Source organism: Oceanibaculum nanhaiense, assembly GCF_002148795.1.
GTDB classification, from domain to species: Bacteria; Pseudomonadota; Alphaproteobacteria; order Oceanibaculales; family Oceanibaculaceae; genus Oceanibaculum; species Oceanibaculum nanhaiense.
This window is the reverse complement of record NZ_MPOB01000007.1, coordinates 115,675-141,753: the sequence shown is the minus strand read 5'-3', so window position 1 is coordinate 141,753 and position 26,079 is coordinate 115,675. Positions and strand designations below refer to the sequence as shown.

The 26,079-nt window shown below is 65.8% G+C and carries 27 protein-coding genes; 11 read left to right on the top strand and 16 right to left on the bottom strand.

Translation table 11 applies throughout. The annotated features are described in order from the left end of the window. Positions 1 to 14: 14 nt before the first annotated feature. The 13 genes from BKM74_RS13945 to BKM74_RS13885 all read right to left on the bottom strand — a co-directional run bounded on the left by BKM74_RS13945 (position 15) and on the right by BKM74_RS13885 (position 13,245). Positions 15 to 911, bottom strand: coding sequence for a methyltransferase domain-containing protein (locus BKM74_RS13945; RefSeq protein WP_140056091.1), 897 nt, complete (start codon positions 909 to 911; stop codon positions 15 to 17). A 140-nt stretch (positions 912 to 1,051) separates the two neighbouring features. After that, the gene (locus BKM74_RS13940) at positions 1,052 to 2,152 is read right to left on the bottom strand and encodes a branched-chain amino acid ABC transporter substrate-binding protein (RefSeq protein WP_086466315.1); all 1,101 of its coding nucleotides are present in this window, start codon (positions 2,150 to 2,152) and stop codon (positions 1,052 to 1,054) included. A gap of 132 nt (positions 2,153 to 2,284) precedes the next feature. Next, complete coding sequence (locus BKM74_RS13935; protein WP_245825942.1) at positions 2,285 to 2,632, bottom strand: DUF6867 family protein; 348 nt, start codon at positions 2,630 to 2,632, stop codon at positions 2,285 to 2,287. Between the two features lie 11 nt (positions 2,633 to 2,643). Beyond that, positions 2,644 to 3,354 (bottom strand): ABC transporter ATP-binding protein, encoded by a 711-nt coding sequence (locus BKM74_RS13930; RefSeq protein ID WP_217895492.1) that lies wholly within the window; start codon positions 3,352 to 3,354, stop codon positions 2,644 to 2,646. A gap of 5 nt (positions 3,355 to 3,359) precedes the next feature. Next, on the bottom strand, positions 3,360 to 4,277 hold the full coding sequence (locus BKM74_RS13925; protein WP_086466312.1) for an ABC transporter ATP-binding protein: 918 nt from the start codon (positions 4,275 to 4,277) through the stop codon (positions 3,360 to 3,362). Further along, on the bottom strand, positions 4,274 to 5,623 hold the full coding sequence (livM, locus tag BKM74_RS13920) for a high-affinity branched-chain amino acid ABC transporter permease LivM (protein WP_086466311.1): 1,350 nt from the start codon (positions 5,621 to 5,623) through the stop codon (positions 4,274 to 4,276). Before livM ends, BKM74_RS13925 begins: the two co-directional genes overlap by 4 nt. Before the next feature lie 2 nt (positions 5,624 to 5,625). Then, positions 5,626 to 6,540, bottom strand: coding sequence for an ABC transporter permease subunit (locus BKM74_RS13915; RefSeq protein ID WP_086466310.1), 915 nt, complete (start codon positions 6,538 to 6,540; stop codon positions 5,626 to 5,628). A 346-nt stretch (positions 6,541 to 6,886) separates the two neighbouring features. Beyond that, positions 6,887 to 7,597 carry a DUF3035 domain-containing protein gene (locus BKM74_RS13910; protein WP_086466309.1) on the bottom strand — a complete coding sequence of 237 codons (711 nt, stop codon included), beginning with the start codon at positions 7,595 to 7,597 and terminating at the stop codon, positions 6,887 to 6,889. After that, on the bottom strand, positions 7,594 to 8,109 hold the full coding sequence (lspA, locus tag BKM74_RS13905; protein ID WP_350038979.1) for a signal peptidase II: 516 nt from the start codon (positions 8,107 to 8,109) through the stop codon (positions 7,594 to 7,596). Before lspA ends, BKM74_RS13910 begins: the two co-directional genes overlap by 4 nt. Beyond that, positions 8,106 to 11,012 carry an isoleucine--tRNA ligase gene (gene ileS / locus BKM74_RS13900; protein WP_086466308.1) on the bottom strand — a complete coding sequence of 969 codons (2,907 nt, stop codon included), beginning with the start codon at positions 11,010 to 11,012 and terminating at the stop codon, positions 8,106 to 8,108. Before ileS ends, lspA begins: the two co-directional genes overlap by 4 nt. Positions 11,013 to 11,081: 69 nt before the next feature. After that, complete coding sequence (locus BKM74_RS13895) at positions 11,082 to 12,047, bottom strand: bifunctional riboflavin kinase/FAD synthetase (protein WP_086466307.1); 966 nt, start codon at positions 12,045 to 12,047, stop codon at positions 11,082 to 11,084. Between the two features lie 105 nt (positions 12,048 to 12,152). Then, positions 12,153 to 12,599, bottom strand: a complete 447-nt coding sequence (locus tag BKM74_RS13890; RefSeq protein WP_086466306.1) for a MaoC family dehydratase — start codon at positions 12,597 to 12,599, stop codon at positions 12,153 to 12,155. Positions 12,600 to 12,762: 163 nt separating this feature from the next. Further along, entirely contained in the window at positions 12,763 to 13,245 is a 483-nt protein-coding gene (locus BKM74_RS13885) for a peroxiredoxin (RefSeq protein ID WP_086466305.1), read from the bottom strand. A gap of 192 nt (positions 13,246 to 13,437) precedes the next feature. Here BKM74_RS13885 and BKM74_RS13880 point away from each other — a divergent pair, with 192 nt between their 5' ends. Then, positions 13,438 to 14,031: a YqgE/AlgH family protein gene (locus BKM74_RS13880; RefSeq protein ID WP_086466304.1), complete on the top strand. Its 594-nt coding sequence runs from the start codon at positions 13,438 to 13,440 to the stop codon at positions 14,029 to 14,031. Here the strand turns inward: BKM74_RS13880 and BKM74_RS13875 are convergent. Beyond that, positions 14,028 to 14,630, bottom strand: coding sequence for a GNAT family N-acetyltransferase (locus BKM74_RS13875; RefSeq protein ID WP_086466303.1), 603 nt, complete (start codon positions 14,628 to 14,630; stop codon positions 14,028 to 14,030). The genes BKM74_RS13880 and BKM74_RS13875 overlap by 4 nt on opposite strands. Positions 14,631 to 14,785: 155 nt before the next feature. On the opposite strand from BKM74_RS13875, the gene ykgO reads away from it, so the two are divergent. From ykgO to glcF, 4 genes are all read left to right on the top strand, one after another. Beyond that, positions 14,786 to 14,911 (top strand): type B 50S ribosomal protein L36, encoded by a 126-nt coding sequence (ykgO, locus tag BKM74_RS13870; RefSeq protein ID WP_086466302.1) that lies wholly within the window; start codon positions 14,786 to 14,788, stop codon positions 14,909 to 14,911. A 191-nt stretch (positions 14,912 to 15,102) separates the two neighbouring features. Then, positions 15,103 to 16,590 carry an FAD-linked oxidase C-terminal domain-containing protein gene (locus tag BKM74_RS13865; protein WP_086466301.1) on the top strand — a complete coding sequence of 496 codons (1,488 nt, stop codon included), beginning with the start codon at positions 15,103 to 15,105 and terminating at the stop codon, positions 16,588 to 16,590. A gap of 10 nt (positions 16,591 to 16,600) precedes the next feature. Further along, entirely contained in the window at positions 16,601 to 17,830 is a 1,230-nt protein-coding gene (locus BKM74_RS13860) for an FAD-binding protein (protein ID WP_086466300.1), read from the top strand. Between the two features lie 5 nt (positions 17,831 to 17,835). Next, positions 17,836 to 19,128 (top strand): glycolate oxidase subunit GlcF, encoded by a 1,293-nt coding sequence (gene glcF, locus BKM74_RS13855; RefSeq protein ID WP_086466299.1) that lies wholly within the window; start codon positions 17,836 to 17,838, stop codon positions 19,126 to 19,128. Here the strand turns inward: glcF and BKM74_RS13850 are convergent. Together BKM74_RS13850 and BKM74_RS13845 are read right to left on the bottom strand one after the other, a co-directional pair. Then, complete coding sequence (locus BKM74_RS13850) at positions 19,125 to 19,436, bottom strand: helix-turn-helix domain-containing protein (RefSeq protein WP_086466298.1); 312 nt, start codon at positions 19,434 to 19,436, stop codon at positions 19,125 to 19,127. The genes glcF and BKM74_RS13850 overlap by 4 nt on opposite strands. Beyond that, complete coding sequence (locus BKM74_RS13845) at positions 19,426 to 19,773, bottom strand: type II toxin-antitoxin system RelE/ParE family toxin (protein WP_245825940.1); 348 nt, start codon at positions 19,771 to 19,773, stop codon at positions 19,426 to 19,428. The genes BKM74_RS13850 and BKM74_RS13845 overlap by 11 nt, the downstream gene beginning before the upstream one ends. 107 nt (positions 19,774 to 19,880) lie before the next feature. Here BKM74_RS13845 and gmd point away from each other — a divergent pair, with 107 nt between their 5' ends. The 6 genes from gmd (at position 19,881) to BKM74_RS13815 (ending at position 26,077) form a co-directional block, all read left to right on the top strand. Next, on the top strand, positions 19,881 to 20,915 hold the full coding sequence (gene gmd / locus BKM74_RS13840) for a GDP-mannose 4,6-dehydratase (protein WP_086466297.1): 1,035 nt from the start codon (positions 19,881 to 19,883) through the stop codon (positions 20,913 to 20,915). Positions 20,916 to 20,918: 3 nt separating this feature from the next. Beyond that, positions 20,919 to 21,869, top strand: coding sequence for a GDP-L-fucose synthase family protein (locus BKM74_RS13835; protein WP_086466296.1), 951 nt, complete (start codon positions 20,919 to 20,921; stop codon positions 21,867 to 21,869). A 32-nt stretch (positions 21,870 to 21,901) separates the two neighbouring features. Continuing rightward, positions 21,902 to 22,483, top strand: coding sequence for an SIS domain-containing protein (locus BKM74_RS13830; protein ID WP_086466295.1), 582 nt, complete (start codon positions 21,902 to 21,904; stop codon positions 22,481 to 22,483). Next, positions 22,480 to 23,955 carry a D-glycero-beta-D-manno-heptose-7-phosphate kinase gene (rfaE1, locus tag BKM74_RS13825; protein WP_086466294.1) on the top strand — a complete coding sequence of 492 codons (1,476 nt, stop codon included), beginning with the start codon at positions 22,480 to 22,482 and terminating at the stop codon, positions 23,953 to 23,955. The genes BKM74_RS13830 and rfaE1 overlap by 4 nt, the downstream gene beginning before the upstream one ends. 26 nt (positions 23,956 to 23,981) lie before the next feature. Beyond that, the gene (locus tag BKM74_RS13820; RefSeq protein WP_086466293.1) at positions 23,982 to 24,755 is read left to right on the top strand and encodes an SDR family NAD(P)-dependent oxidoreductase; all 774 of its coding nucleotides are present in this window, start codon (positions 23,982 to 23,984) and stop codon (positions 24,753 to 24,755) included. 215 nt (positions 24,756 to 24,970) lie between these two features. Continuing rightward, positions 24,971 to 26,077, top strand: a complete 1,107-nt coding sequence (locus tag BKM74_RS13815) for a TRAP transporter substrate-binding protein (protein ID WP_086466292.1) — start codon at positions 24,971 to 24,973, stop codon at positions 26,075 to 26,077. The last annotated feature ends 2 nt before the right edge of the window (positions 26,078 to 26,079 follow it).

Here is a 26,079-nt window from a genome sequence, read left to right as displayed (position 1 = left end):
CGCCACGCTTTCGCTTACTCGGTCGGCTTGGTGACGTAGAAACGCTGGTAGCGCAGGCCGCCGGAACGAAGCGCCCCCACCCGGCGGACCCAGCGCTCGGCCTCCTCGACCAGGTACTGCATGGTTTCGGGCGCCAGGCCGCCGGGCTTCAGCCCGGCGGTCAGCGTTGCCCAGCCTTCCAGGATCGCCTTCTGGTGCGGCTCGCTCATATCCTCGGAGATGCGCACGTCCAGGTTCAGATTGACCAGCTCGACCTCGTAATGCTTCGCGGTCCAGGGCTGTGGCACCGGGTCCTCGCTGGTCATCCAGCCCTGCACGGCCGGGTTCTCCTTGGCCTCTTCGGAGGTCAGCACGTAATCGGTGAAGGTGAACTGGCCGCCCGGATGCAGGCCCTTCTCGATCATGCGCAGCAGGTGGCTCTTGTTCTCGATCCAGTAGAAGGCGCCGACCGCGAAGGCACAGTGATAGGCGCTGTCGCGCATGGTGAAGGTATCGGGTTCGAGATAGCTGACCGGCGCCTTGCGCGAGAGACCCATCCGTTCCGCCCGCTCCTCGCCAAAGGCCGCGCGCTCGGGATCGAACTCGTAGCCATTGACCCAGGCACCATATTCTTCCGCGACGATCTCGCCGCCGCCGCCGAGCCCCGCGCCGAAATCAGCGGCCGAGAAGGCCGGGTTGAGGCCGAAGGGCGAGACCAGCTTCAGCAGGTGCTCCTTGCCGCCCGGAAACACCAGCCCGTCGCCCCACAACGCCTGGATGAGGCCGAACCGGTCGGTTGACCATTGCTCGACTTTTTCGCTGGCGGCAGCTTCGCCGTCAGCCTGCATGCTGTCGTCGGTCTGCGCCATCGGGGTATGAGGAACATACTCATAGCCCTCCCACCATGCCCGGAATCGTTCCTTGAACGACATGCCCCCACCCTGAATACGGCGCCTTCACCGGTGGCCCGCTTGATAAAATCGTATCCTCGCAGAAGGCCATTAATCCAGTCTTAACGAAAAAGGCCCGGCCGCTACCGGCCGGGCCTCATCGCGCTGACGCGTATTACGCGTCAGAGATAGTCGTACTTGCCGTTCTTCCAGACATAGAAGACATAGCCCGGCAGGGTGACGTCGCCCTTCTTGTCGAAGGACAGGTCGCCCAGCACGGTGTCGAACTTCATGCCGCTCTGCAGCACCGGCAGGATCTTGCCGATGTCGGCGGAACCGGCCTTCTCGGCGGCCTGCTTGAAGATCTGCATCACCGCATAGGTGTAGAGCACATAGCCTTCCGGCTCGACGCCCTTGTCGCGGAACGCCTTCACGATCGGCGCGGCCTTCTCGTTCTTGCGCGGATCCGGGCTGAAGGTCATCAGCGTGCCTTCACCGGCCGGGCCGGTGATCGACCAGTACTCGTCGGTGACCAGCGCGTCGCCGGAAACCAGCACGGTGTTCATGCCCTGCTCGCGCATCTGGCGCACGATCAGGCCTGCCTCGGTGTGGTAGCCGCCGACATAGAGCACATCGACGCCGGCCTGCTTCAGCTTGGAGACCAGCGCGGAATAGTCCTTCTCGCCCGCGGTATAGGCCTCGTACATCACTTCCTTGCCGCCGGCAGCCTTGTAGGACTTCAGCGTCTCGTCGGCGAGACCCTTGCCGTAGGCGGTCTTGTCATGCACGAAGGCGATCTTCTTGCCGGCATAGTTCTTGGCGAGGAACGCACCGGCGACCTCACCCTGCTGGTCGTCACGGCCGCAAACGCGGAACACGTTCGGCCCGCCTTCCTCGGTCAGCTTCGGATTGGTCGAAGCCGGCGAGATCATCAGGATGCCTTCCTCCTCATAGACCTTGGAGGCCGGGATGGAGGAGCCGGAACAGAAATGGCCGGCCATCAGCTTCACGCCCTGGCGCACCATGTCGTTGGCGACAGCAACCGCCTGCTTGGGATCGCAGGCATCGTCGCCGACGCTCAGCTTCAGCTGCTGGCCGAGCACGCCGCCAGCGGCGTTGATATCGGCAACCGCCTGCTCCGCACCCGCCTTCATCTGGGCGCCGAAGCTGGCATACTGACCGGTCATCGGACCGGCGGTCGCCACCGTGATATCGGCTTTCGCGACCTGCCCGGTCAGGACCAGCGCAGCCGCTGCCAGGACCAGTGTGGATAGTTTCTTCATATCGATCTCCCTGCTCTTTTACTCGGTTGAAAGGGACCAGCCCTCACGCGCGGTAAAACGGCACGTTAACCACACAGTAGGACCGGCCACGGAAGCTGGCAACGGATTCCCGCTACCACCACCCGCCGCGTCTCACCCGTCGCGACGCGCACGCCAGCCGAACAGGCCGGCACGTTCGTACAACCAGGGGTATTGTGCCGCCATGCGGCTTGCCAGCGTCGCCCGATAGGCCACGAAGGCCATCAGCGCCAGCACCACCACATCGACGATGTAGCCGCTCAAGGACAGCAGATCGCCGCCAAACAGCGCGAAGCTGATGAAGCGCGAGGCCAGCCCCAGCAAGGCGCTGTACAGCAGACCCTGCCAGAACGGTCGCCAGGTGCGGGCCAGCGCGCTGCCCATCAGCATGGCGGCCCCGCCGGCCAGCACGATGGTGACGCCGATGAAAGTCGGAATGTCGTTGCCGAGAAGCTGTTCCATTGCCATCGCCCTCAATGCCCGCCTTCGAGATAGGCGGCGCGCACCTCCGGCCGGGACAGCAGATCGGCGCCGGTGCCCGACATGGTGATCTGGCCGGTCACCAGCACATAGCCGCGATGGGCCAGGCGCAGCGCGTGATAGGCGTTCTGCTCGACCAGCAGGATGGTCATGCCTTCCTCCTCGTTGATCTGCTTGATGGCCCCGAAGATCTGCTTCACCACCAGCGGCGCCAGCCCCAGCGACGGCTCGTCCAGCAGCAGCAGGCGCGGCCGGCTCATCAGCGCCCGGCCGATGGCCAGCATCTGCTGCTCGCCGCCCGACAGCGTGCCGCCGCGCTGGCCGCGCCGTTCCTTCAGGCGCGGGAACAGGGTGAAAACCTTCTCGATATCCTGGTCGAAATAGGCCGGATCGGTGGTCGTCGCCCCCATCTGCAGATTTTCCATCACCGTCATGCGCGGGAAGATGCGCCGCCCTTCCGGCGACTGCGCCATGCCCATGCGCATGATCTCGTGCGTCGGCATCCGGGTGATATCGACGCCATCATAGACGATGCTGCCGGTGCGGGCCTGCGGGCTGCCGCAGATCGTCATCAGCAGGGTCGATTTGCCGGCGCCGTTGGCGCCGATCAGCGTGACGATCTCGCCCTTGGCGACGCTGACATCGACGCCGCGCAGCGCCTGGATATTGCCGTAGAAGGTCTCGACCCCGGCGATCTCGAGCAGCGCGCTCATGCCCCGTCTCCCGTCTTCTGCTCGCCCGTCTTCTTTTCGATATCGGCGGCAATCTCGGGCGGCAGCTCCTCTTCCTCATCCTCGCCGAGATAGGCCTTGATGACCTTGGGGTCGTTGCGCACCGCCTCGGGGGCGCCATCGGCGATCTTGCGACCGTAATCCAGCACGATCACATGGTCGGAAATGCCCATGACGACGCTCATATCATGCTCGATCAGCAGCACGCCGATGCCATGCTCGTCGCGCACATAGCGCAGCAGCTCGTTCAGCTCCAGCGATTCGCGCGGGTTCAGGCCGGCCGCCGGCTCGTCCAGGCACAGCATCACCGGATCGGTGCACATGGCGCGGGCGATCTCCAGCCGGCGCTGGTCACCATAGGGCAGGTTGCCGGCATTCCAGTCCGCCCGGTCGGCCAGATTGATGCGTTCCAGCCAGTAGCGCGCCTTCTCCACCGCGTCCCGCTCAGCGTCGCGATAGCTCTTCAGCCCGATCAGCCCGGCAAAGCTCATGCCCGACGCCCGCATCAGCTTGTTGTGCTGGGCGACGACCAGATTCTCCAGCACGCTCATCGCCGGAAACAGCCGGATATTCTGGAAGGTGCGGGCAACCCGCGCCTCGTGCGCGATGCGGAAATCCTCCATCCGCTCCAGATAGAACAGCGTGCCGTTCCGGTTCAGCCGCAACTGGCCGACCGTCGGCTTGTAGAAGCCGGTCAGGCAATTGAACACCGTGGTCTTGCCGGCGCCGTTCGGGCCGATGATGGCGGTGATCTCCCGCTTGCGCGCCTCCAGCGACACATCGTCGATGGCGACCAGCCCGCCGAAGCGCATCGTCAGATGCTCGACCGTCAGCAGCGGCGTATCCGCGGTGGCGGCGTCGGTGGCGACGCGCGGATCGTCGAACAGCCCGATCATGCCGCCTCTCCTTCCGTACCGACGATCGGCTTCGCCTCCGGCTTTCGGCTGGGCGGCAGCTTCAGCGTCGGCTCGCGATGCGCCAGCAGGCCGCGCGGCTTCCAGATCATGATCAGCACCATGGCGCCGCCGAAGGCCAGCATGCGGAACTGCTCCAGCTCGCGGAACACTTCCGTGCCGCCGATCAGGAAGACCGAGGCGATGACAACGCCAATCTGGCTGCCCATGCCGCCCAGCACCACAATGGCGAGGATCACCGCCGATTCGATAAAGGTGAAACTTTCCGGGCTGATGAAGCCCTGGCGGGTGGCGAAGAACGCGCCGGCGAACCCGCCGAACATCGCGCCGATGGCGAAGGCCGTCAGCTTGGTGTTGGTCGGGTTGATACCCAGGGACCGGCAGGCGATCTCGTCCTCGCGCAGTGCCTCCCAGGCCCGGCCGACCGGCAGCTTGCGCAGCCGCAGCGTCACCAGATTGGTGATCAGCGCCAGGATCAGGATGATGTAATAGAGGAAGATGATGCGGTGCAGGGAGGAGAATTCCAGCCCGAAGAATTCATGGAAAGCGGTGCCGCCCTCCGGCGCGAAGCGGGAGAATTCCAGCCCGAAGAAGCTGGGGCGCGGGATGCCGGAAATACCGTCCGGCCCGTTGGTGAACTCGTACCAGTTCAGCAGCACGACGCGGATGATCTCGCCGAAGCCCAGCGTCACGATGGCGAGGTAGTCGCCGCGCAGCCGCAGCACCGGAAAGCCCAGGATGACGCCGAAGAAACAGGCGAACACACCGGCCAGCGGCAGGCAGACCCAGAACGACCAGCCGAAGCTGGTGGCGATCAGCGCGTAGGAATAGGCCCCCACCGCGTAGAAGGCGACATAGCCGAGATCGAGCAGGCCGGCGAGGCCGACCACGATGTTCAGCCCCCAGCCCAGCATGATGTAGGTCAGCACCAGGATGGAAATGTCGAGGATATAGCGGTCGGCGAAGGGCAGGCCCGGCATGATGAAGGCGAAGATGATCGCCACTGGCCCGCCATACAGCCCGACCTTCTTCATGAAGGCGGCGAAATTGTCGCCGCCGATCGCCTCGGCCTTGGGCTTCGGCCTGGACCGCCCGCCATAGCCCCACCAGATGTTGAGCGCCAGCCGGCCCAGGAAACCGGCCAGCACGGCGAACGCCACATCGCCCCAGCGATAATCGATGACCAGGCCGCCGGCGCCGTCCATCGTGCGCAGGCCGATGATCGGCACCGCCATCGCGAAGACGACCAGCGTGCTGGCCAGGCAATCCTTCAGAATCGCCGGAAGGTCGAGCGACCCCTCGGCGGTACGCACATGCGGCGCTGCCATGCTCAGACCTTCTCGATTTCGGGTTTGCCGAGCAAGCCGGTCGGCAGGAAGATCAGCACCAGCACGAGGATGGAGAACGCCGCCACATCCTTGTACTCAATGCTGAAATAGGCCGACCAGAAGGTCTCGATAAGGCCGATCAGCAGGCCGCCCAACATCGCGCCCGGCAGCGAGCCGATACCGCCCAGCACCGCCGCCGTGAAGGCCTTGATGCCGGCCAGGAAGCCGATGAAGAAATCGATCACGCCGTAATACAGCACGAACATCATGCCCGCGACCGAGGCCAGCGCGGCCCCCATCACGAAGGTCAGCGAGATCGTGCGATCGACATTGATGCCGAGCAGCGAGGCCATCTTCCTGTCCTGCTCGCACGAGCGCTGCTGGCGGCCCAGCGCGGTCTTCGCGATCAGCAGCGAGAAGCCGGTCATCAGCACCAGCGTGGTGACGATGATCAGCACCTGCATGTAGCTGAAGGTCACCACGAAATCGCTGCTCTTCATCATCGTGAAGCCGCCCTCGACCACCGGCTGGATCGGCTTGACCCGGGCGCCCTGGGAAAGCTGCACATAATTCTGCAGGAAGATCGACATGCCGATGGCAGAGATCAGCGGCGCCAGGCGGAAGGAGCCACGCAGCGGCCGGTAGGCGATGCGCTCGACCGTCCAGCCATAGACCGAGGTCAGCAGCATCGAGACGATGAGCACGATCAGCAGCGCCAGCGGGATGAAGGTCAGCCCGATACTGCCCAGGATGATCAGCGCGATCAGCGCAATGAAGGCGCCGATCATGAAGACGTCGCCATGCGCGAAATTGATCATGCCGATAATGCCGTAAACCATCGTATAGCCGATGGCGATCAGCCCGTAGATCGATCCGAGCGTCAGCCCGTTGATCAACTGCTGAAGGAAATACTCCATGCTTCCCGTTCCCCCGCGGATTGGAAACCCATAGCCTGTTCAAACTGGCAGCCGTCTTGCGGCCGTCCTTATTTCTTCAAGCATAGGCTGATTCGACGCTCAGGCCAGCCCGCTTTCCCACGCCCCTAAAGGGCAATCGCGAAAGCGGCCGCCGGAACACAACCGTGCTTACCTCGGGCATTACCGCATAGCACGCATGCTTGGCAAGCAATTGTCGCCCGGACAATGACCGGCACCGTCCGCAAAACCGATGACAGGCCCGGCCGAAGGCGTTTCGCGGCACGCCATGAAAAAACCCCCGGAAAACAGGCTTCCGGGGGTTTCCAATTTCGATTATTGCGGCCGATCAGAACAGGCTGACACCCTTGCGCTTGCGCTCGATGGTCGGCACCTCGCCGCTGTTCGGCGCGGAGCCCAGCGCGGCGTTTTCCTGCAGCCGCTTGCGCTCGGCCGCCGGGTCAACCACCACGGCGCTCGGGTCTTCCTTCTGCTTCCAGAACAAAAGATCGTCGAGCAGCCGGCTGTCGGCCTCGACGAGCTGCGTATGCTCGCGGTTGATCTTGGTGCGGATATCCGGGTCGGCCTGATTGAGCCCAAGCTGCTGACGGAAATTCTGCACCCCCGGCGTGGTCGGCGCGGCAGCGCTGACGCTGCGGTCGCCGCCGCTGCCCAGGGCCGCCCCACCCAGCGCGAAGCCGCTCTGCGAGAACGGCTTGCCGCCGCCCAGCGCGGCAACCGCGCCCTGCTGCTGCGCCGCGGCGCCGCCTGTAGTACCGCCACCCAGCACCTGCTGGCGCGCCTGCGCGGTCGGCGAGGGTTCCTGCGGGCGCGGCGCACCCGGCTCCGGCGGCCGCAGCGAATATTCCGGCGGCAGGCTGAGCGGCGCACGCTTCACCACGGTGAACTCGTCCGGCGCGCGCTTGCCCAGGCCCATCGCCTGCCTGGCTTCGCTGCAGCCGGCAAGCAGTCCGGCGGCGACAAGAAGAATTCCCGCTGCGCGTGCAGCGCCAAACCAGCGACCGCCGCCTGACCGATCCGTGATGAGCACCGTCCTCATTCCTTTTCTCCCGAAGCCTGGCCCGAAGCCAGGAACAACTCATGATACAGGATCATGACAACCCCAAGGCTGATCGCCGCATCGGCGATGTTAAACGCCGGCCAATGATAACCCGAAATGTGAAAATCGAGAAAATCCACGACCGCCCCGAACCGCACCCGGTCGATGACATTGCCCAGCGCCCCGCCGATCACCAGCCCCAGCGCCGCCGCGAGCAACGGGTTCCGGGCCCGGCGCAGCCAGACAAACAGGCCGGCCGCGATGATGATGGCAACCAGCGACAGGATCCAGGGGATCCATTCCTGATGTCCGGCGAACAGCCCGAAACTGACCCCCCGGTTCCACACCGGCGTCAGGTTGAAGAAGCCGGTCAGCACGATGCGGCGTGGCGGATCGAAAATCAGCGCCAGCATCCATTCCTTCGTCGCCAGGTCGGCGACAAACACCAGCAGAGCGATGATCAGCCCCAAGCGTGTGTGGGAAAGCCGCGTGCGGTAAACGCCTGACGTCACGCCGCCGCACCCTGGATGGTCTCAACCGCCTCGGCACAGCGCTGGCACACCGCCTCGTGGCCCTGCACATGGCCGACCTCGGGAAGCTGGCGCCAGCAGCGCTCGCACTTCTCGCCCCCGGCCAGGCCCGGCACCACGGCCACGCCGGCCACATCCGGCAGGCGGAACGCCTCGGCGGGTGCGTCACCGGTGGTCAGCGTCGCCTCGGAGGTGATGAAGATTTCCGCCGCGTCCAGCCCCTGATAGGCGGCCAGCGCCGCGTCCGAGACATGCACGGTGGGATGCGCCTGCAATGAGGAGCCAATGCGCTTCTGCGCGCGCTCCAGCTCCAGCGCGCCGGTGACGACGCGGCGCACATCGCGCACGATCTCCCATTTCGCCGCCAGCGCCGTGTCCAGCCAGTCCGCCGGCACCTCGGGGAACAGCTCCAGATGCACCGACCAATCCTCGGACGGGTGCCGGGCGAGCCAGGCCTCCTCCATGGTGAAGGGCAGCATCGGCGCCAGCCAGGTGACGGTGCAGTGGAACAGCCGGTCCACGACGTAAAGCGCTGCCTTGCGCCGCGGACTGTCCGGCGCGTCGCAATAGACCGCGTCCTTGCGCACGTCGAAATAGAAGGCTGACAGATCGACGGTCATGAACTGGATCATCGCCGCGACGATGCGCTTGAAGTCATAGACCCGGTAGCTGTCGCGCACCAGCCGGTCCAGCTCGGCCAGCCGGTGCAGCATGAGGCGCTCCAGCTCCGGCATCTCGGCCAACGGCACGGCAGCGCCGTCATAGCCGTCCAGCGTGCCCAGCATCCAGCGCATGGTGTTGCGCAGCTTGCGATAGGCATCGGTCGTGGTCTTCAGGATTTCCGGGCCGATACGCTGGTCCTCGGCATAGTCGGTGCTGGCCACCCACAGCCGCAGGATATCGGCGCCGGACTGGTCGATGACATCCTGCGGGAACACCTGGTTGCCCAGCGACTTCGACATCTTGCGGCCGTCCTCGGCCATGGTGAAGCCGTGGGTGATGACCGCGTCGTAGGGTGCCCGCCCGCGCGTGCCGCAGCTTTCGATCAGCGAGGAATGGAACCAGCCGCGATGCTGGTCGGTGCCTTCGAGATAGACATCCGCCGGCCATTTCAGGTCGGGCCGCTGTTCCAGCACGAAGGCGTGGGTCGAGCCGGAATCGAACCAGACGTCGAGAATGTCGCGCACCTGCTCCCACGGCTCCAGGTCGTTCACCAGCCCGCCGAGGAAACGCTCCCTGGCACCTTCGGCAAACCAGGCATCGGCCCCTTCCGCCGTAAAGGCATCGCGGATGCGCTTGGCCAATTCGTCATTGCCGGCGAAATCCGGTCCGGGGGCCAGTTCGCCGGTCTCCTTGTGGCGGAACACCGCGATCGGCACGCCCCAGGCGCGCTGGCGCGAGACCACCCAGTCCGGCTTGTTCTGGATCATCGAGCGCAGCCGGTTCTGCCCGGCCGCCGGGAAGAACGCCGTCTCGTCGATCGCCTTCAGCGAGCGCGCGCGCAGGCTGTCGCCCTTGCCCGCGATGTCGCGGTCCATATGGATGAACCATTGCGGCGTGTTCCGGAAGATGATCGGCTTCTTGGAGCGCCAGCTGTGCGGGTACTGGTGCTTCAGCCGGCCGCGCGCGACCATCATGCCGGCCGCCGCCAGCGCATCGATCACGGCCTGGTTGGCGTCGCCCTTCTCGCCCGTGTCGGTGATCACCCGGCGGCCCTCGAAGCCAGGGGCTTCTTTCGTGAAGAAGCCGTCATCATCCACCGTGAAGGGGATCGTCGTGTCGATGCCGCGCGCGGCGAGGACGCGGGCATTGTCCATCCACGCCTCGAAATCGTCGGCGCCATGGCCGGGGGCGGTATGCACGAAGCCGGTACCGGCCTCGTCGGTGACATGATCGCCTTCCAGCAACGGCACGTCGAATTCATAGCCCTGACCGCGCAGCGGATGGGCGCAGATACCGCCGGCCAGCGCCTCGCCCGGCACGCCGGTCAGCCGCTCATAGGCATCGACCTTGGCAGCCTTGAGCACACCCTCGGCCAGCGCGTCGGCCAGAATCAGCTTCTGCCCTTTCGCCGCCCAGTTACCCTCCGGCGCGTCGGTCACTTCATAGAGGCCGTAGGCCACGCGGTCGGAGTAGCAGATCGCCCGGTTGCCCGGCATGGTCCAGGGGGTGGTGGTCCAGATCACCACGCTGGCCCCGTCGAGCGCCGGGTCGCCACTCTTCACAACCGGAAACCGCACGAAGATCGTGTCCGACTGGTAGTCGTGATACTCGATCTCCGCCTCGGCCAGCGCGGTCTTCTCCACCACCGACCACATGACCGGCTTGGAACCGCGATAGAGCTGGCCGGTTTGCGCGAATTTCAGCAGCTCGGCGGCGATGATCGCCTCGGCCTCGTAGGCCATGGTGAGGTAGGGCCGTTCCCAGTCGCCCTCGACGCCCAGCCGGCGGAATTCCTCAGACTGGATGGCCACCCACTTTTCCGCATAGCGCCGGCATTCGGCGCGGAAATCGTTGATCGGCACCTCGTCCTTGTTGCGGCCGGCGGCGCGGTATTCCTCTTCCACCTTCCATTCGATGGGCAGGCCGTGGCAATCCCAGCCGGGAACGTAATTGGAGTCCTTGCCCAGCATCTGCTGCGAACGCGTGACCACATCCTTCAGCGTCTTGTTCAGCGCGTGGCCGATATGAAGATGGCCGTTGGCGTAGGGCGGGCCGTCATGCAGCACGAAGAGCGGGCGCCCCTTGGCGGTCTCCCGCATCTTCCGGTACAGGCCGATCCTCTGCCAGCGCTCGATCAGGCGCGGCTCCATCTGCGGCAGCCCCGCACGCATCGGGAAATCGGTCTTCGGCAGAAAGACGGTCGCTTTATAGTCAACGCTCATGAAACGAACTCTTGGTAGTCGAGAGGGGCCTGGCCCCGAAAAACAGTGGCGCCCGATCGGTTTCCGGTTTCAGGTTCCGGCAGCGGCGGCCCCGCGCGGCCCGGCGGCGGCAAGCCTTTCCCGCACCACGCGGCAATCGAGCGCGATTTGTGCCTGCAAAGCGTCCAGCCCGTCAAACTTCTTCTCCGGCCGCACATAATCGACCAGCCGCACACCGAGCCGCCTGCCATAGAGATCGCCGGTGAAATCCAGCAGATGCACCTCCATCAGGTCGCCGCGGTCGGCCACCGTCGGGCGGATGCCGAAATTCGCCGCCCCCGCGTGCCAGGGGCCGTGCCCGTCGATCTGCGCTTCCACCGCATAGATGCCGCGCGCCGGGTGCAGCACTGAACCGAGGCGGAGATTCGCGGTCGGGAAGCCGATCCTGCGGCCGATCTGGTCGCCGCGCTCGACCATGCCGTGCAGCGTCCAGTAGCGGCCCAGCAGCGCCGCCGCCTCGGATGGCCTTCCCTCGGCCAGCAGCGCGCGAATGCGGCTGGAGGAGCACACGCCGCCATCGGGGGCCGGTACCGGGGCCAGCGCGGTCACGCCGAAACCATGCTGCGCGCCCAGTTCGCCCAGCAGCGCGACATCGCCACCGCGCTTGTGGCCGAAATGGAAATCCTCGCCGACCACCACATGGCTGACGCCGAATTTCCGCACCAGAATCTCCTCGACGAACTCTGCCGCCGGCAGCAGCGACAGCGCCCGGTCGAAAATCTGTACATAGGCGGCGTCCAGCCCGGTCCCGGCCAGCAGCGCCAGCTTCTCCTCCGGCCCGTACAGCAGGAAGGGGGCAGCGTCCGGCTGGAACAGCAGCCGCGGATGCGGCTCAAAGGTCAGCGCGGCGGCGGGGCGGCCGCGCTCGGACGCAATGGCGCGCGCGCGGTCGATCAGCGCGCGGTGCCCGAGATGCACCCCGTCCATATTGCCGATGGCGATGGCTGCGCCGCGCTCGGCCGCCGGAATCGCCGCGAGGTCACGCCAGATGCGCATGGCCCTGCCTGTATTGTTTCACGAAAGCGGCCTGTAAGCTGGCCAATCTGGCCGGCAAGATCAACAGACTCTTATGCGGACGGCCTCCCGGCGCGTCGTAATGTCCTACTCCGCCGCCTCGGCGCGGGCGGGCACCATCACCGTCGCCTCGCCATCCAGCACCGCCTTGTTGCCGACATGGCAGACCGTCTCCAGCACCACGCGGTTCTTGTCCGGGAAGATTTCCTTCACCGTGACGCGGGCAGTCACCGTGTCGCCGATGCGCACCGGCGCCTTGAAATTCAGCGTCTGGTTGAGATAGATGCAGCCCGGCCCCGGCAGCTTGGTCCCCAGCACCGCCGACAGCAGGCTGGCCGACAGCAGGCCATGGGCAATCCGGCCGCGGAACACGGTCTGTCCGGCATATTGTTCGTCCAGATGCACCGGGTTGGTGTCGCCCGAAATACCGGCGAACAGCACGATATCGGCATCCGTTACGGTCTTGCTGAAACTCGCGGTCTGGCCGACCGCCAGCTCGTCGATATAAGCGCCGCGCCTCTCCTCAAGCGACATCGGACTCCCCATTGCTGCGTTGCACAACGGACGCGACTATAAGGCCTGCCCTGGCCCTTCACAAGCGAGCGGTCATGTACCGCACGTCGTGTACAGGGCATTATGCGGCAGAAACGAAAAAGGCGCCGCGAACGGCGCCTTTCCCGATTCAAAACTGGAAAGCTTACAACTTCGCCAGGATGTTCTCGGCGCTGGAAACCTGGAAGGCGCCCGGCTCCTCGACCTCGAGGCGGCTCACCTTGCCATCGTCCACGACCATGGCGTAGCGCTGCGAGCGCACACCCATGCCGCGTGCCACCAGGTCCAGCTCCAGGCCGACCGCCTTGGTGAAGGCAGCGCTGCCATCGGCCAGCATGACGATCTTGCCGTCGCTCTTCTGGTCCTTGGCCCAGGCGTCCATGACAAAGGCATCGTTCACCGACAGGCAGGCGATGGTGTCAACGCCCTTGCCCTTCAGCTCGGCGGCCTTCTCGACGAAGCCCGGCACATGCTTGGCCGAGCAGGTCGGGGTGAAGGCACCCGGCAGGGCGAACAGCACGACCTTCTTGCCCTTGAAGAAATCGTCGGTGGACACCTCGTTGATGCCGTCGGCGGTCTTCACCTGCAGCGTCACGGACGGAATCTTGTCGCCAACCTTGATCGTCATCGGACGTCATCCCTTCTCTGGATTTTCATCATTGCGCGGCGGAAATGCGGAACGTCGCCGGCATTCGTGCGAGACTATAACGCAATGCCCGGCGAAATCCAGTTGCGCCAGCCTGTAACGGCAGGACGTGATTTACCTGACCGCCGCCCCTAAATATAGTGACGATATTCTGACGCCTGCGACGAGACGCCGATGAGCTTCGACGACAGACACGACCCGCACGGCGACGATGGCTACCTGACGGGTAAGCTGCTGATCGCCATGCCGACAATGCGTGACCCGCGATTCGCCCGGGCGGTGATCTATCTGTGCGCGCACAATGAGGAGGGTGCGATGGGCCTGGTGGTGAACCGGCTGATCGGCACGCTGACCTTCACCGACCTGATGGCGCAGCTGAACCTGTCGCCGCCGCGGACCGAGCCGGACAAGAAGATTCATTTCGGCGGGCCGGTGGAGACCAGTCGCGGCTTCGTGCTGCACAGCGCGGAATACCGGCAGGAGGAGACCATGATGGTCGATGACGGCTTCGGGCTGACCGCGACCATCGATATTCTCCGCGCCATCGCCGATGGCGGCGGTCCCAGCCGCTCGCTGCTGGCGCTGGGCTATGCCGGCTGGGGGCCGGGGCAACTCGACACCGAAATTCAGGAGAATGGCTGGCTCAGCGTCGATGCCGACGATGCGCTGGTTTTCGATGCCGGCGACCTCGACCACAAATGGGAGCGTGCCATGGCGAAGATCGGCGTCGAGCCCAGCATGCTATCGGGCGAGGCAGGCAGGGCCTAAACGCTCTGGGGCAGGCTGTTCCGCAGATCCTCGCGCAGGATGGCGTAGAGCAGATGATCCTGCCAGGCGCCGTCGATCTTCAGATAACCGCGCGCCAGCCCTTCCCGGATGAAACCGGTTTTTTCCAGCACCCGCCGGCTGGCCTCGTTATGCACCAGGCAGGCCGCCTCCACCCGGTGCAGGCCCAGCGTACCGAAGGCGAAGCGCAGGCCCAGCCGCACCGAGTCCGTCATATAGCCCTGGCCGGCGAACGGCACGCCCATCCAGTAGCCGAAGCTGCCGCACTGCGCGACACCGCGCCGGACATTGCCCAGCGTGATGCCACCCAGCAGCTGGTCGTCATCCTTGCGAAACAGGAAGAAGGCGTAGCCCTCGTCGCGCTCCCACTCCTCGGCATAGCGCTGGAGGCGGCGGCGATAGGCGGAGCGGCTGAGCGCATCGCCCGCCCAGGTCGGCTCCCACGGCGTCAGGAAATCGCGGCTGAGCGCGCGCAATTCCGCCCATTGCCGCCAGTCGCGCCGACGCGGCGGGCGCAGATAAAGCCGCTCGCCCCGCAGGGCGGTTTCCGGCGTTGAGGGTGTCAAGAACGTCAGAACCACGGCCTATAATGACACCGTGAACCGAGCGCGGTAAAGCGGTAGCCGATCCGCCCGGAATCGTTTCCGCCGGGAATCCGTCGATCCGCCGTTGACAGGGGGGATTGCGGTCCGTATGTTCCCGGCCTCCTTCCATTCGACATACAAGGATTGCCGCGATGAAGATCGTCAATTCGCTGAAGTCGGTCAAGCAGCGCGACAAGAACTGCCGCATCGTGCGTCGTCGGGGTCGCCTGTATGTGATCAACAAGAAGAATCCGCGCTACAAGGCCCGCCAGGGTTAAGTCCTGAAGGCTTGGTCGCGGCTTCTGCCGCTATTCACGAAACCGCCGGTACCGCAAGGGCCGGCGGTTTTCGTTTGTGGTGGCTATGCCTTCCCCCACCGCGCCATTGCCCCCGGCGTCGCCTGGCTGTATGCAGGATGACAAGGGAAGACCCAACTGGTATTACCAATATGGGTTGAGGGAGGGTAGCCATGCAGATGCCGGAACCGGACAAGGCAACGCTGGCCCGCCGGGGCGAGATTGTCGCCGCGCTGCGCGCCATCGTACCGGGCGAGGGCGTGATCGACGCGCCCGAGGAAATGAAGCCCTATGAGAGCGACGGGCTGACCGCCTACCGCACCCTGCCGATGATCGTCGTGCTGCCCTCGACAACCGCGCAGGTTGCCGACGTGCTGCGCTACTGCCACGAGAACAAGGTGAAGGTGGTGCCGCGCGGGGCCGGCACCTCGCTGTCCGGCGGGGCGCTGCCGCTGGCCGATGGCGTGCTGCTGGGGCTGGGCAAGTTCAACCGCGTGCTCGATATCGACTATGAAAACCGCTGCGCCGTGGTGCAGCCGGGCGTCACCAATCTGGGCATCACCACCGCCGTGCAGGAGCAGGGCTTCTATTACGCGCCCGACCCGTCCAGCCAGATCGCCTGCACCATCGGCGGCAATGTGGCGGAGAATTCCGGCGGCGTGCACTGCCTGAAATACGGCCTCACCACCAACAATGTGCTGGGCGTGGAGATGGTGCTGATCGACGGCACGGTGGTGCGCATCGGCGGCAAGCACCTGGACTCGGAAGGCTATGACCTGCTGGGCGCGGTCATCGGCTCGGAAGGGCTGCTGGGGGTGGTGACGGAAGTGACCGTGCGCATCCTGCAGAAGCCGGCGGTCGCCCGCGCCGTGCTGCTGGGTTTTCCGACCAGCGAGAGTGCCGGCAATTGCGTCGGTGCCATCATCGGCGCCGGCATCATTCCCGGCGGCATGGAAATGATGGACAAGCCTGCGATCCACGCCGCCGAGGATTTCGTGCATGCTGGCTACCCGCGCGATGTCGAGGCGCTGCTGATCGTCGAGCTGGACGGGCCGGCGGTCGAGGTCGATTACCTGATCGAGCGCGTGGCCGCGATCGCCGCCGACCATGGCGCGGTCTATAACCGGGTCAGCGAGAGCGAGGCCGAGCGGCTGAATTTCTGGGCCGGGCGCAAGGCCGCCTTCCCGGCGGTCGGGCGCATCTCGCCGGATTATTACTGCATGGACGGCACCATCCCGCGCGGCCGCCTGCCCGAGGTGCTGGCCCGCATGACCGAACTGTCGAACCAGTACGGGCTGCGCGTCGCCAATGTGTTCCATGCCGGCGACGGCAATCTGCATCCGCTGATCCTGTACGACGCCAACAAGCCGGGCGAGCTGGAAAAGGCGGAGGAGTTCGGCAGCGACATATTGCGGCTGTGCGTCGAGGTCGGCGGGGTGCTGACCGGGGAGCATGGCGTCGGCGTCGAGAAGCGCGACCTGATGCCGGCCATGTTCACCGAGATCGACCTTGCGCAGCAGCAGCGGCTGAAATGCGCCTTCGACCCGGACGGGTTGCTGAACCCCGGCAAGGTGTTCCCGCAGCTGCACCGCTGCGCCGAGCTGGGCCGCATGCATATCCATCGCGGCCAGCTGCCGTTCCCCGACCTTCCGCGCTTCTGAGGCCCCGGTCATGAGCGATGTGATGCGCCCCGAAACGCTGGAGCAGCTGCGCGACGCCGTCGCCTGGGCGGTGGGTGAGGAACAGCCGCTGGAGATTGTCGCACGCGGCACGAAGCGCGGCCTGGGCCGCCCGGTGCAGGCCGGCCACACGCTGGATACCAGCGGCTTCAGCGGCATCAGCCTGTACGAAGCCGACGAGCTGGTGATGAGCGCCGGCCCCGGCACGCTGCTGGCCGAGATCGAGGCGGCGCTGGCGGAAAAGAACCAGCAGCTGGCCTTCGAGCCCGGCGACTGGGGGCCGCTGCTGGGCCAGAAGGCGGGTGCCGGCAGCATCGCCGGCATCTTCGCCTGCAACATCGCCGGTCCACGCCGGCTGAAGGCAGGTGCTGCGCGCGACCATATACTGGGCTTCAAGGGTGTCAGCGGGCGCGGCGAAATCTACAAGGCCGGCGGCCGGGTGGTGAAGAACGTCACCGGCTACGATCTGCCGAAGCTGTTCTGCTCCTCCCATGGCACTCTGACCGTGGCCTCGGAACTGACCTTCAAGGTGCTGCCGGCACCGGAGAAGACCTATACGGTGCTGGTGCTCGGCCTCGACGGTGCCGCCGCCACCCGCGCCATGGCGCTGGCGATGGGCAGTCCGCACGAGGTCGCCAGCGCCGCGCATCTGCCCGCCGACATCGCGGGCGGCTCCGCCGTCTCCTATCTGCGCGAGGCCGGCGCGTCGGTGACCGCGATCCGCGTCGAGGGGCCAGGCCCGTCGGTCGAGCATCGCTGCCGCGAACTGCGCACCCTGCTCGGCAGTCTCGGCCCGACCGAGGAGCTGCACACACATAACTCGAAGACACTGTGGCGCGAGCTGGCCGATGTGGCACCCTTCGTCGCCCGACCGGAGCTGCAGCTCTGGCGGATTTCCGTGGCGCCGATGGCAGGCGCCGGTGTCGCCGCCGCGATCACTGCCGCCGCGCCGGGCGCGGTGCATTATCTTGACTGGCAGGGCGGGCTGGTCTGGCTGGGCATGCCGCCCGTCCCCGACGCCCATGCCGGGACCGTGCGCGCCGCCGTGGCGGCATCCGGCGGCGGCCATGCCACGCTGATCCGGGCATCCGCGGATGTGCGCACCGCCATCGATATGTTTCAGCCACAGGAACCGGGCCTCGCCGCCATCAGCCGGCGGGTGAAGGATGCGTTCGATCCGCGCGGGGTGCTGAACCCCGGCCGGCTCTATCCGGGGGTGTAAGCCAGATGCAGACGAATTTCTCCCTGGCGCAGCTCGCCGACCCGGACATCGCCGTTGCCAACGATATTCTGCGGTCCTGCGTGCATTGCGGCTTCTGCACCGCGACCTGCCCGACCTATGTGCTGCTGGGGGATGAGCTGGACAGCCCGCGCGGCCGCATCTACCTGATCAAGGAGATGCTGGAAGGTGACCGCCCGGCGACCGAGAAGGTGGCGAAGCATATCGACCGCTGCCTCAGCTGCCTGTCCTGCATGACCACCTGCCCGTCCGGCGTGCATTACATGCATCTGGTCGATCACGCGCGCAGCCATATTGAGAAGACCTACAAGCGGCCCTTCCTCGACCGCGCGATGCGCGCACTGCTGGCCAATCTGCTGCCCTATCCGGACCGTTTCCGCCTCGCGCTGATCGGCGCCTGGCTGGCAAGGCCGCTGCGCAATGTCCTGCCGGGAAGGCTCGGAGCGATGCTGGCGCTGGCGCCGAAGGCGATCCCCAGCCCCTCCCCGGTGGACCGACCGCAGACCTTTCCCGCGCAGGGGCCGCGCCGCAAGCGCGTGGCGCTGCTGTCGGGCTGCGCCCAGCCGGTGCTCGCACCCGGCATCAACGAGGCGACCATCCGCCTGCTCACCCGCCATGGCTGCGAAGTGGTGGTGGCGGCTGGGGCAAGCTGCTGCGGTGCCTTGACCCATCATATGGGCCGCGAGGACAGCGCCCATGCCCTCGCCAAATCCACCATCGCCGCCTGGACCCGCGAGATCGAGGGCGAGGGGCTGGATGCCATCGTGATCAACGCCTCGGGTTGCGGGACCACGGTGAAGGATTACGGCTTCATGTTCCGCGAGGATGCGGACTGGGCGGAAAAAGCCGCCAGGGTCTCGGCTCTCACGAAGGATGTGACCGAGCTGATGGAAGAGCTGGGCCTGGCTTCCCCCTCGGTGGAGACCGGCCAGATTGTGGCCTACCACTCCGCCTGCTCGATGCAGCACGGCCAGAAGATCAAGACCCTGCCGCAGGCGCTACTCACCCAGGCCGGCTTCACCGTGAAGGACGTGCCGGAAGGGCATATCTGCTGCGGCTCGGCGGGCACCTACAACATGCTGCAGCCGGAAATCGCCAAGCGGTTGCGCGACCGCAAGCTGGCGAATATCGAGCGGACGCAGCCCGATATCATCGCCGCCGGCAATCTCGGCTGCATGACGCAGATCGGCAGCGCCACGGACATCCCCATCCTCCATACGGTCGAGTTGCTGGACTGGGCGACCGGCGGCCCCAAGCCGCAGGCGCTGGAACGGGGTTAGGCGGCCTCTAAAGCCCGGCGAACGGCCTGAGGCTCTTTGTCGATAATCGTCAGCAAAACGCGCGCCGGCCCTTCAGGCAGGCGGCGCCCCTGTTCCCAATTCTGGATCGTCCGAACGCTAACCTTGCAGTAGCTGGCAAATTCCTGCTGGGTAAAACCAAGTTTCGCACGTAGCACCGCGACATCCGGAATTGGCAGTTCGATCCGCGTTTCCCGCCCGCGCGACTTATCTCCATCAGCATAGGCCAGCGCGTCTTCCAGCCCTTCCATGATGCGATTGAAAGCGTCCTTACCCATTTCACCGACCATATCGTAATGCCAGCGCCTTGCAGCTCTTGGCCAAAATTGCGAGATCGCGTTTGCTTAGATCCGCCTTTTCATTCTTCGCAAATACCGTCAGCAGGAAAACCAGCACTGTGTGATCATAAAAATAATAGATCACCCGCGCGCCCGCACTTTTTCCCCTCCCACCGGTCGCCACGCGGAGCTTGCGGAGACCGCCACCGCCATCGATCAAAACACCGGCTGCCGGATTGCGGGCAAGCGTAACGATCAGCGCGTCTCTCTCATCGCTGCTCAGGCGCGACTTTGCATCCGCGATAAAGCGCGGTGTTTCAATGATGCTTATGTAGCCAGGGTGCGTCAATCGGAACCTACGTCATTGGCGTATATTGAGTGTCGATTCTCTCTTTTAATAGAATATTTTTTTATTATACTACTCTTATGAATCATCCCCTGCCCCGGACCTGAGCCATGAAGACCGCCCTGATCACCGGCGTGGCCGGTCAGGACGGGTCCTACCTCGCGGAATTCCTGCTGGAACAGGGCTATACCGTGCATGGTCTGGCGCGGCGCATCGAGGGTGGCGCCATCTGGCGCCTCGCGCCTCTGCTGGCCGAAAGCGACGAGACGGAACGCCGTTTCTTCCTGCATGAGGGCGATATTCTGGACGCCGGCTTCCTGCGCCGCCTGATTGACGAGACGCAGCCGGACGAGCTCTACAACCTCGCCGGCCAGAGCCATGTCGGCCTGTCCTTCGTGCAGCCCGCCCGCACCATGGCGGTGATCGCCACCGGCACGGCCATGGTGTTGGAAGCTTTGCACGCGCATTGCCGGGCCAGCGGGCGGCAGGTGCGGTTCTATCAGGCCGGATCGTCAGAGATGTTCGGCGCGTCGCCGCCGCCGCAGAACGAGGACACGCCCTTCCACCCGCGCAGTCCCTATGGCGTGGCCAAGCTGGCCGCGCATAACGCCACCGCGGTCTACCGCGACGCCTACGGGCTGTTCGCCTGCAACGGCATCCTGTTCAACCATGAAAGCCCGCGCCGGGGCGAAAACTTCGTCACCCGCAAGGTGACGCTAGCCGCCGCCCGCATCGCCGCCGGCATGCAGGACCGGTTGGCGCTGGGCGATCTGTCCGTACGCCGCGACTGGGGCCACGCCGCCGATTATGTGCGCGCCATGTGGCTGATGCTGCAGCAGGAGGAGCCGGAGGATTTCGTCATCGCCACCGGCCAGTCGCATGCCATCGGCGAATTGCTGGAGATCGCCTTCGGCCAGGCCGGACTGGACTGGCGGCGGCATGTGGTGGCCGATCCTGCCTGTCGTCGCCCGCTGGAGGTCGATCATTTGTGCGGCGATGCCGGCAAGGCGGCGCGGCTTTTGGGCTGGCGCCCGACCATCGGGTTCGAGGCGCTGATCGCGGAGATGATGGAAGCCGACCTCGCCCGCCTCGGGCTGCAGCCGGTCCAGGCGGCCCAGCCCGCGCCACGGCTGATGACCGCCTGAGCCATGCCGGGACCGGACAGCCGGATTTACGTGGCTGGCCATACCGGGCTGGCCGGATCGGCGATCTGTCGCAGGCTGGAGGCAGTGGGCTACCGAAACCTCATCCTGCGCACCCATGCCGACCTTGATCTGACCGACGAACGCGCTGTGGAGCGCTTCTTCGCCGCCGAACGGCCCAGCCATGTCATCCTCGCCGCCGCGAAGGTGGGTGGCATCGCCGCCAATGCCGCCTTTCCGACCGAGTTCCTGTCGGTCAATCTGCGCATCGCCGCCAATGTCATCGACTCCGCCTGGCGGCACGGGGCGGCGAAACTGCTCTATCTCGCCTCCTCCTGCATCTACCCGCGCCTGACACCGCAGCCGATCCGCGAGGAGGCGCTGCTGAGCGGCGCGCTGGAGCCGACCAACGAGGCCTATGCCATCGCCAAGATCGCCGGGCTGAAACTCTGCCAGGCCTACCGCCGGCAGCACGGGTTCGACGCCATCGTAGCGATGCCGACCAACCTCTATGGCCCGCACGACCGCTTCGATGCGGAGAGCAGCCATGTGCTGCCGGCGCTGCTGCGCCGCTTCCATGAGGCGAAAGAGGCAGGCGCGCCGGATGTGACGGTCTGGGGCAGCGGCACGCCGCGCCGCGATTTCCTGCATGCCGACGATCTGGCAACGGCCTGCCTCGCCATGCTGCGCGGCTATTCGGACGCGATGCCGGTGAATATCGGCAGCGGCAGCGACATCTCTATCCGCGAGCTTGCAGAGCTGATCGCGGACATCGTCGGCTATCGCGGCGCCATCCACTTCGATCCATCCCGGCCCGACGGCACGCCGGAAAAGCGCCTCGACATCACGCGCATCACGGCGCTGGACTGGTATCCCGCCATCGATCTGCGCCGTGGAATCGAACAGACCTATCGCTGGTACCGGGAGAATTGTGCTAGGGAAACCGCCACAGTCTGAATTCGGAACTCCTTAACCCGAACGGGGCGGTAATGGATCTTGCATCCTTCTACGCGGCGGAATTCGCGGAGCATGCGGACGTCACGGCGGCGACGCGCGATGCGCTGGCGAAACCCTTCGCGGCGCTGGTCGAGGCGTGCTGTGCTTCCGTCCAGGCCGGCGGCAAGCTGATCTTCTTCGGCAATGGCGGCAGCGCCGCCGACGCGCAGCATCTGGCGACCGAACTGTCGGTGCGCTACATCACCGACCGCAAGGCGATCCCGGCGCTGGCGCTGACCACCGACAGCTCGGCGCTGACCGCCATCGGCAATGATCTGGGGTTCGAGCAGCTGTTCGCCCGGCAGATCGAGGCGCTGTGCCGCAAGGAAGACATGGTGATCGGCATCTCCACCTCCGGGCGCAGCGCCAACGTCATCAAGGGGCTGCAGGCGGCGAAAGCCATCGGCGCGGGCGCGGCGGCGCTCAGCGGCAAGGATGGCGGCGATCTGGTTGGCCTTGCCGACCCGCTGCTGATCGTGCCGTCCTCGACCACCGCGCGCATCCAGGAGATGCACATCACGCTGGGCCAGATGTTGTGCGGCGCCATCGAACAGAAGCTGGGGCTGGTCGGATGACCGAGGAAACCACCGATTTCACCGCCGATCTGGAGCGTATCGCCGGCGCCCGTCTGCTGTGCGTCGGCGATGCCATGCTGGACCGCTTCATCTATGGCAGCGTAGACCGCATCTCGCCGGAAGCGCCGATCCCAGTGCTGCAGATTCAGCGCGAGCAGGCAATGCTGGGCGGTGCCGGCAATGTGGCGCGCAACCTGGCAGCGCTGGGCACCGAGAGTTGCTTCCTGACCGTGCTGGGCCGCGACGAGGCCGGCCGCATGCTGATCGGGCTGGTCGGCGAGGAAACCCGGATCGAGGCGCAGCTGCTGTTCGAGGAGAACCGCCGCACCACGGTGAAGCGCCGCTACATCGCCAGCGGCCAGCAGCTGCTGCGCGCCGATGACGAGCTGGTGGCCGCGATCTCCCCCGCCAATGTCGCCGATCTGCTGTCGCGCGCCGAGACCGATCTGGCGACCAGCGGCGGGCTGATCCTGTCCGATTACGGCAAGGGCGTGCTGACCGATGCGGTCGTCACCCGGCTGATAGAGATGGCGCGTGCCGCCGGCCGGCCCATCATTGTCGATCCCAAGGGGGCGGATTTCGGGCGCTATCGCGGCGCCACCATCCTGACGCCGAACCGCAAGGAACTGGCCGAGGCCAGCCGCCTGCCAGCCGGCACCGACGACGAGGTGGAGGCAGCCGCCCGCAAGATCATCGAGACCTGCGACGTCGCCATGGTGCTGGTGACGCGCAGCCAGGACGGCATGACGCTGGTTCAGGCCGACGCCCCGCCGCTGCATCTGAAGGCCGCCGCGCGCGAGGTCTATGACGTATCGGGCGCCGGCGACACGGTGGTCGCCTTGCTGGCCGCCGCGCTGGCCGCCGGCATCCCGGTCGAACGCGCGGCGGAACTGGCCAACCTCGCCGCCGGCATCGTCGTCGGCAAGGCCGGCACCGCCGTCGCCACGCCGGGCGAAATCCTGAACGCGCAGCACGCCACCAGCCTGATGTCGATGGACCGCAAGACCCTGCCGCTGTCCAGCGCCGCCGAGACGGTGCGCGGCTGGCGCGCGCATGGCCTGAAGATCGGCTTCACCAACGGCTGTTTCGACCTGTTGCATCCGGGCCATGTCTCGCTGCTGGCGCAGGCCCGCAAGGCCTGCGACCGGCTGGTGGTCGGCCTCAACAGCGATGCCTCTGTGAAGCGGCTGAAGGGCGAGGACCGGCCGGTGCAGTCGGAAGCCGCGCGCGCCGCCGTGCTGGGATCGCTGGCCAGCGTCGATATGGTGGTGATCTTCGCCGAGGACACGCCGATCCACCTGATCGAGACATTGCGCCCCGACGTGCTGGTGAAAGGCGCAGACTACACCGTGGACACCGTTGTCGGCGCCGAGATCGTGCAATCCTATGGCGGCAGGATCGTGCTGGCGACGCTTGAGGAAGGCTTCAGCACCACCGGCACGATTGGCAAGCTGACCGGCAGGAAGGCGTAGGGCACGCGGGTATAGGAGGCAGGGACATGGGCAGGCTGGACGGCAAGGTGGCGCTGATCACCGGAGCGGCTTCCGGCATTGGCCGGGCCATCGCCCGGCGCTTCGCCGCCGAAGGGGCCGCCATCGTCATCGCCGACCTGTCCGAGAGTGTGCGCGAGGGCGGCGAGCCGACTCGCGCGCTGATCGAGGCTGGTGGCCATCCCGTGCGCTTCGTCGCCACCGATGTTTCCGACGAAAGCCAGGCGCAGGCAGCGGTCGATACCGCCGTGGCCGCCTTCGGCAAGCTGGACATCCTGGTGAACAATGCCGCCATCGGCACCGACACGCCCCTGACCGACACGCCGCTGGGCGACTGGAACCGCGTCATGGCGGTGAATCTGACCGGCCCGTTCCTGATGGCGCGCGCCGCCGTTCGGCAGATGCTGACACAGGAGATCGTGCAGGGCGTGCGCGGGCGGATCGTGAACATCACCTCGCAGCACGGCATGGTCGCCGCCCCCAACGACATCGCCTATGGCGTGTCCAAATCCGGCCTGGTCTATATGACGCGGCAGATCGCGGTGGATTATGCGAAGCACCACATCCTGTGCAACGCCGTGGCGCCGGGCAAGATTCTGACCGGCAAGACCGGCCGCGCCGTCGCTCCCGAGATCCTCGCCTATTCCGAATCGCGCACGCCGATGCCGCGCCTCGGCACGCCCGACGATGTGGCGAGTGCCGCGCTGTTTCTCGCCTCCGACGATGCCAGCTATGTGACCGGCGAGAACCTCATGGTCGATGGCGGCTGGATGGCGTATTAGCCCCGAAATTGTGCAGCGCAGCGCGGCATTGCCCACGCTTTCATCGCCAGTCGCGCATATAGGCCCGCGTCGTCCGGCCCGCTATTGCCACCTAACCTCCTGATCTTCTGTCCTTTTGTCGCTGGTCCTACCAATGGCACGCGGCTTGCAGTTTGTACGGCGAAGCCTCGTTGCGAGGCTCCCAAGCAAAACAGACGGACAGAGGAGCACTTCACATGGAACGCCGTTCCTTCATCAAGGCTGGCATCAAGGCCGGCCTTGCCGGCACGGTGGGCGCGACCGCCGCGCTCGCCGCCCCCACCGTCGCGCGGGCACAGTCCAGCATCACCTGGAAGATGACCAACGCCTATGGCCCGAACGCGCCGTTCTATGTCGTCGGCCCGGGCAGCCCGACCGACATGGCGAAGAAGCTGGAGACCATGTCGGGCGGTCGGCTGAAGATCCAGCATTTCGCGGCAGGCGAGCTGATCCCGGCGCTGGAGGGCTTCGACGCGGTCGCCGCCGGCACGGTCGAGAGCAACGCCGCCAACTCCTATTTCTGGTCCGGCAAAGTGTTCGCCGCACAGTATTTCACCACCGTGCCCTTCGGCATGAGCTTCCAGGGCCACATGGCCTGGCTGTATCACGGCGGCGGCATGGAGTTGTGGCAGGAGGTCTATAAGCCCTTCAACATGGTCGCCTTCCCGATGAACAATACCGGCGTGCAGATGACCGGCTGGTTCCGCAAGCCGGTGGAGACCGTCGAGGATCTGAAGGGCCTGCGCATGCGCATTCCGGGCCTGGCCGGCAAGGTCTATGGCCAGCTCGGCGTCGATGCCCGACTGCTGCCCGGCGGCGAAATCTTCCCGGCGCTGGAGCGCGGCGTGATCGATGCGGCGGAATTCGTCGGCCCGTTCCAGGACCGCCGCCTCGGCCTGCAGAAGGCGGCCAAGTTCTACCACACCACCGGCTGGCACGAACCCGCCACCACCGGCGAGCTGATCATCGGCCTGGCGGCCTGGGAGAAGCTGCCGGCCGATCTGAAGGAGATGGTGAAGGTCGCCTCGATGGCCTGCGTGCTGGAAAGCCTGACCTGGAGCGAAGCGGTGAACGGCGAGGCGCTGACCGAGCTGGTGGAGAAGGACGGTGTCACCGCCAAGCCGCTGCCCGACGCGGTCATCGCGCGGCTGAAGGAAGCCACCTACGACACGCTGGCGGCCGAGGCGGCGAAAGACCCGCTGACCAAGAAGGTCCATGACAGCTATATGGGCTTCAAGAAGAAGCACGATAAATGGGCGAAGCTTAGCGAAGGTGCCTTCCAGAGCGCTGCCCTCGGCAGCTGAGG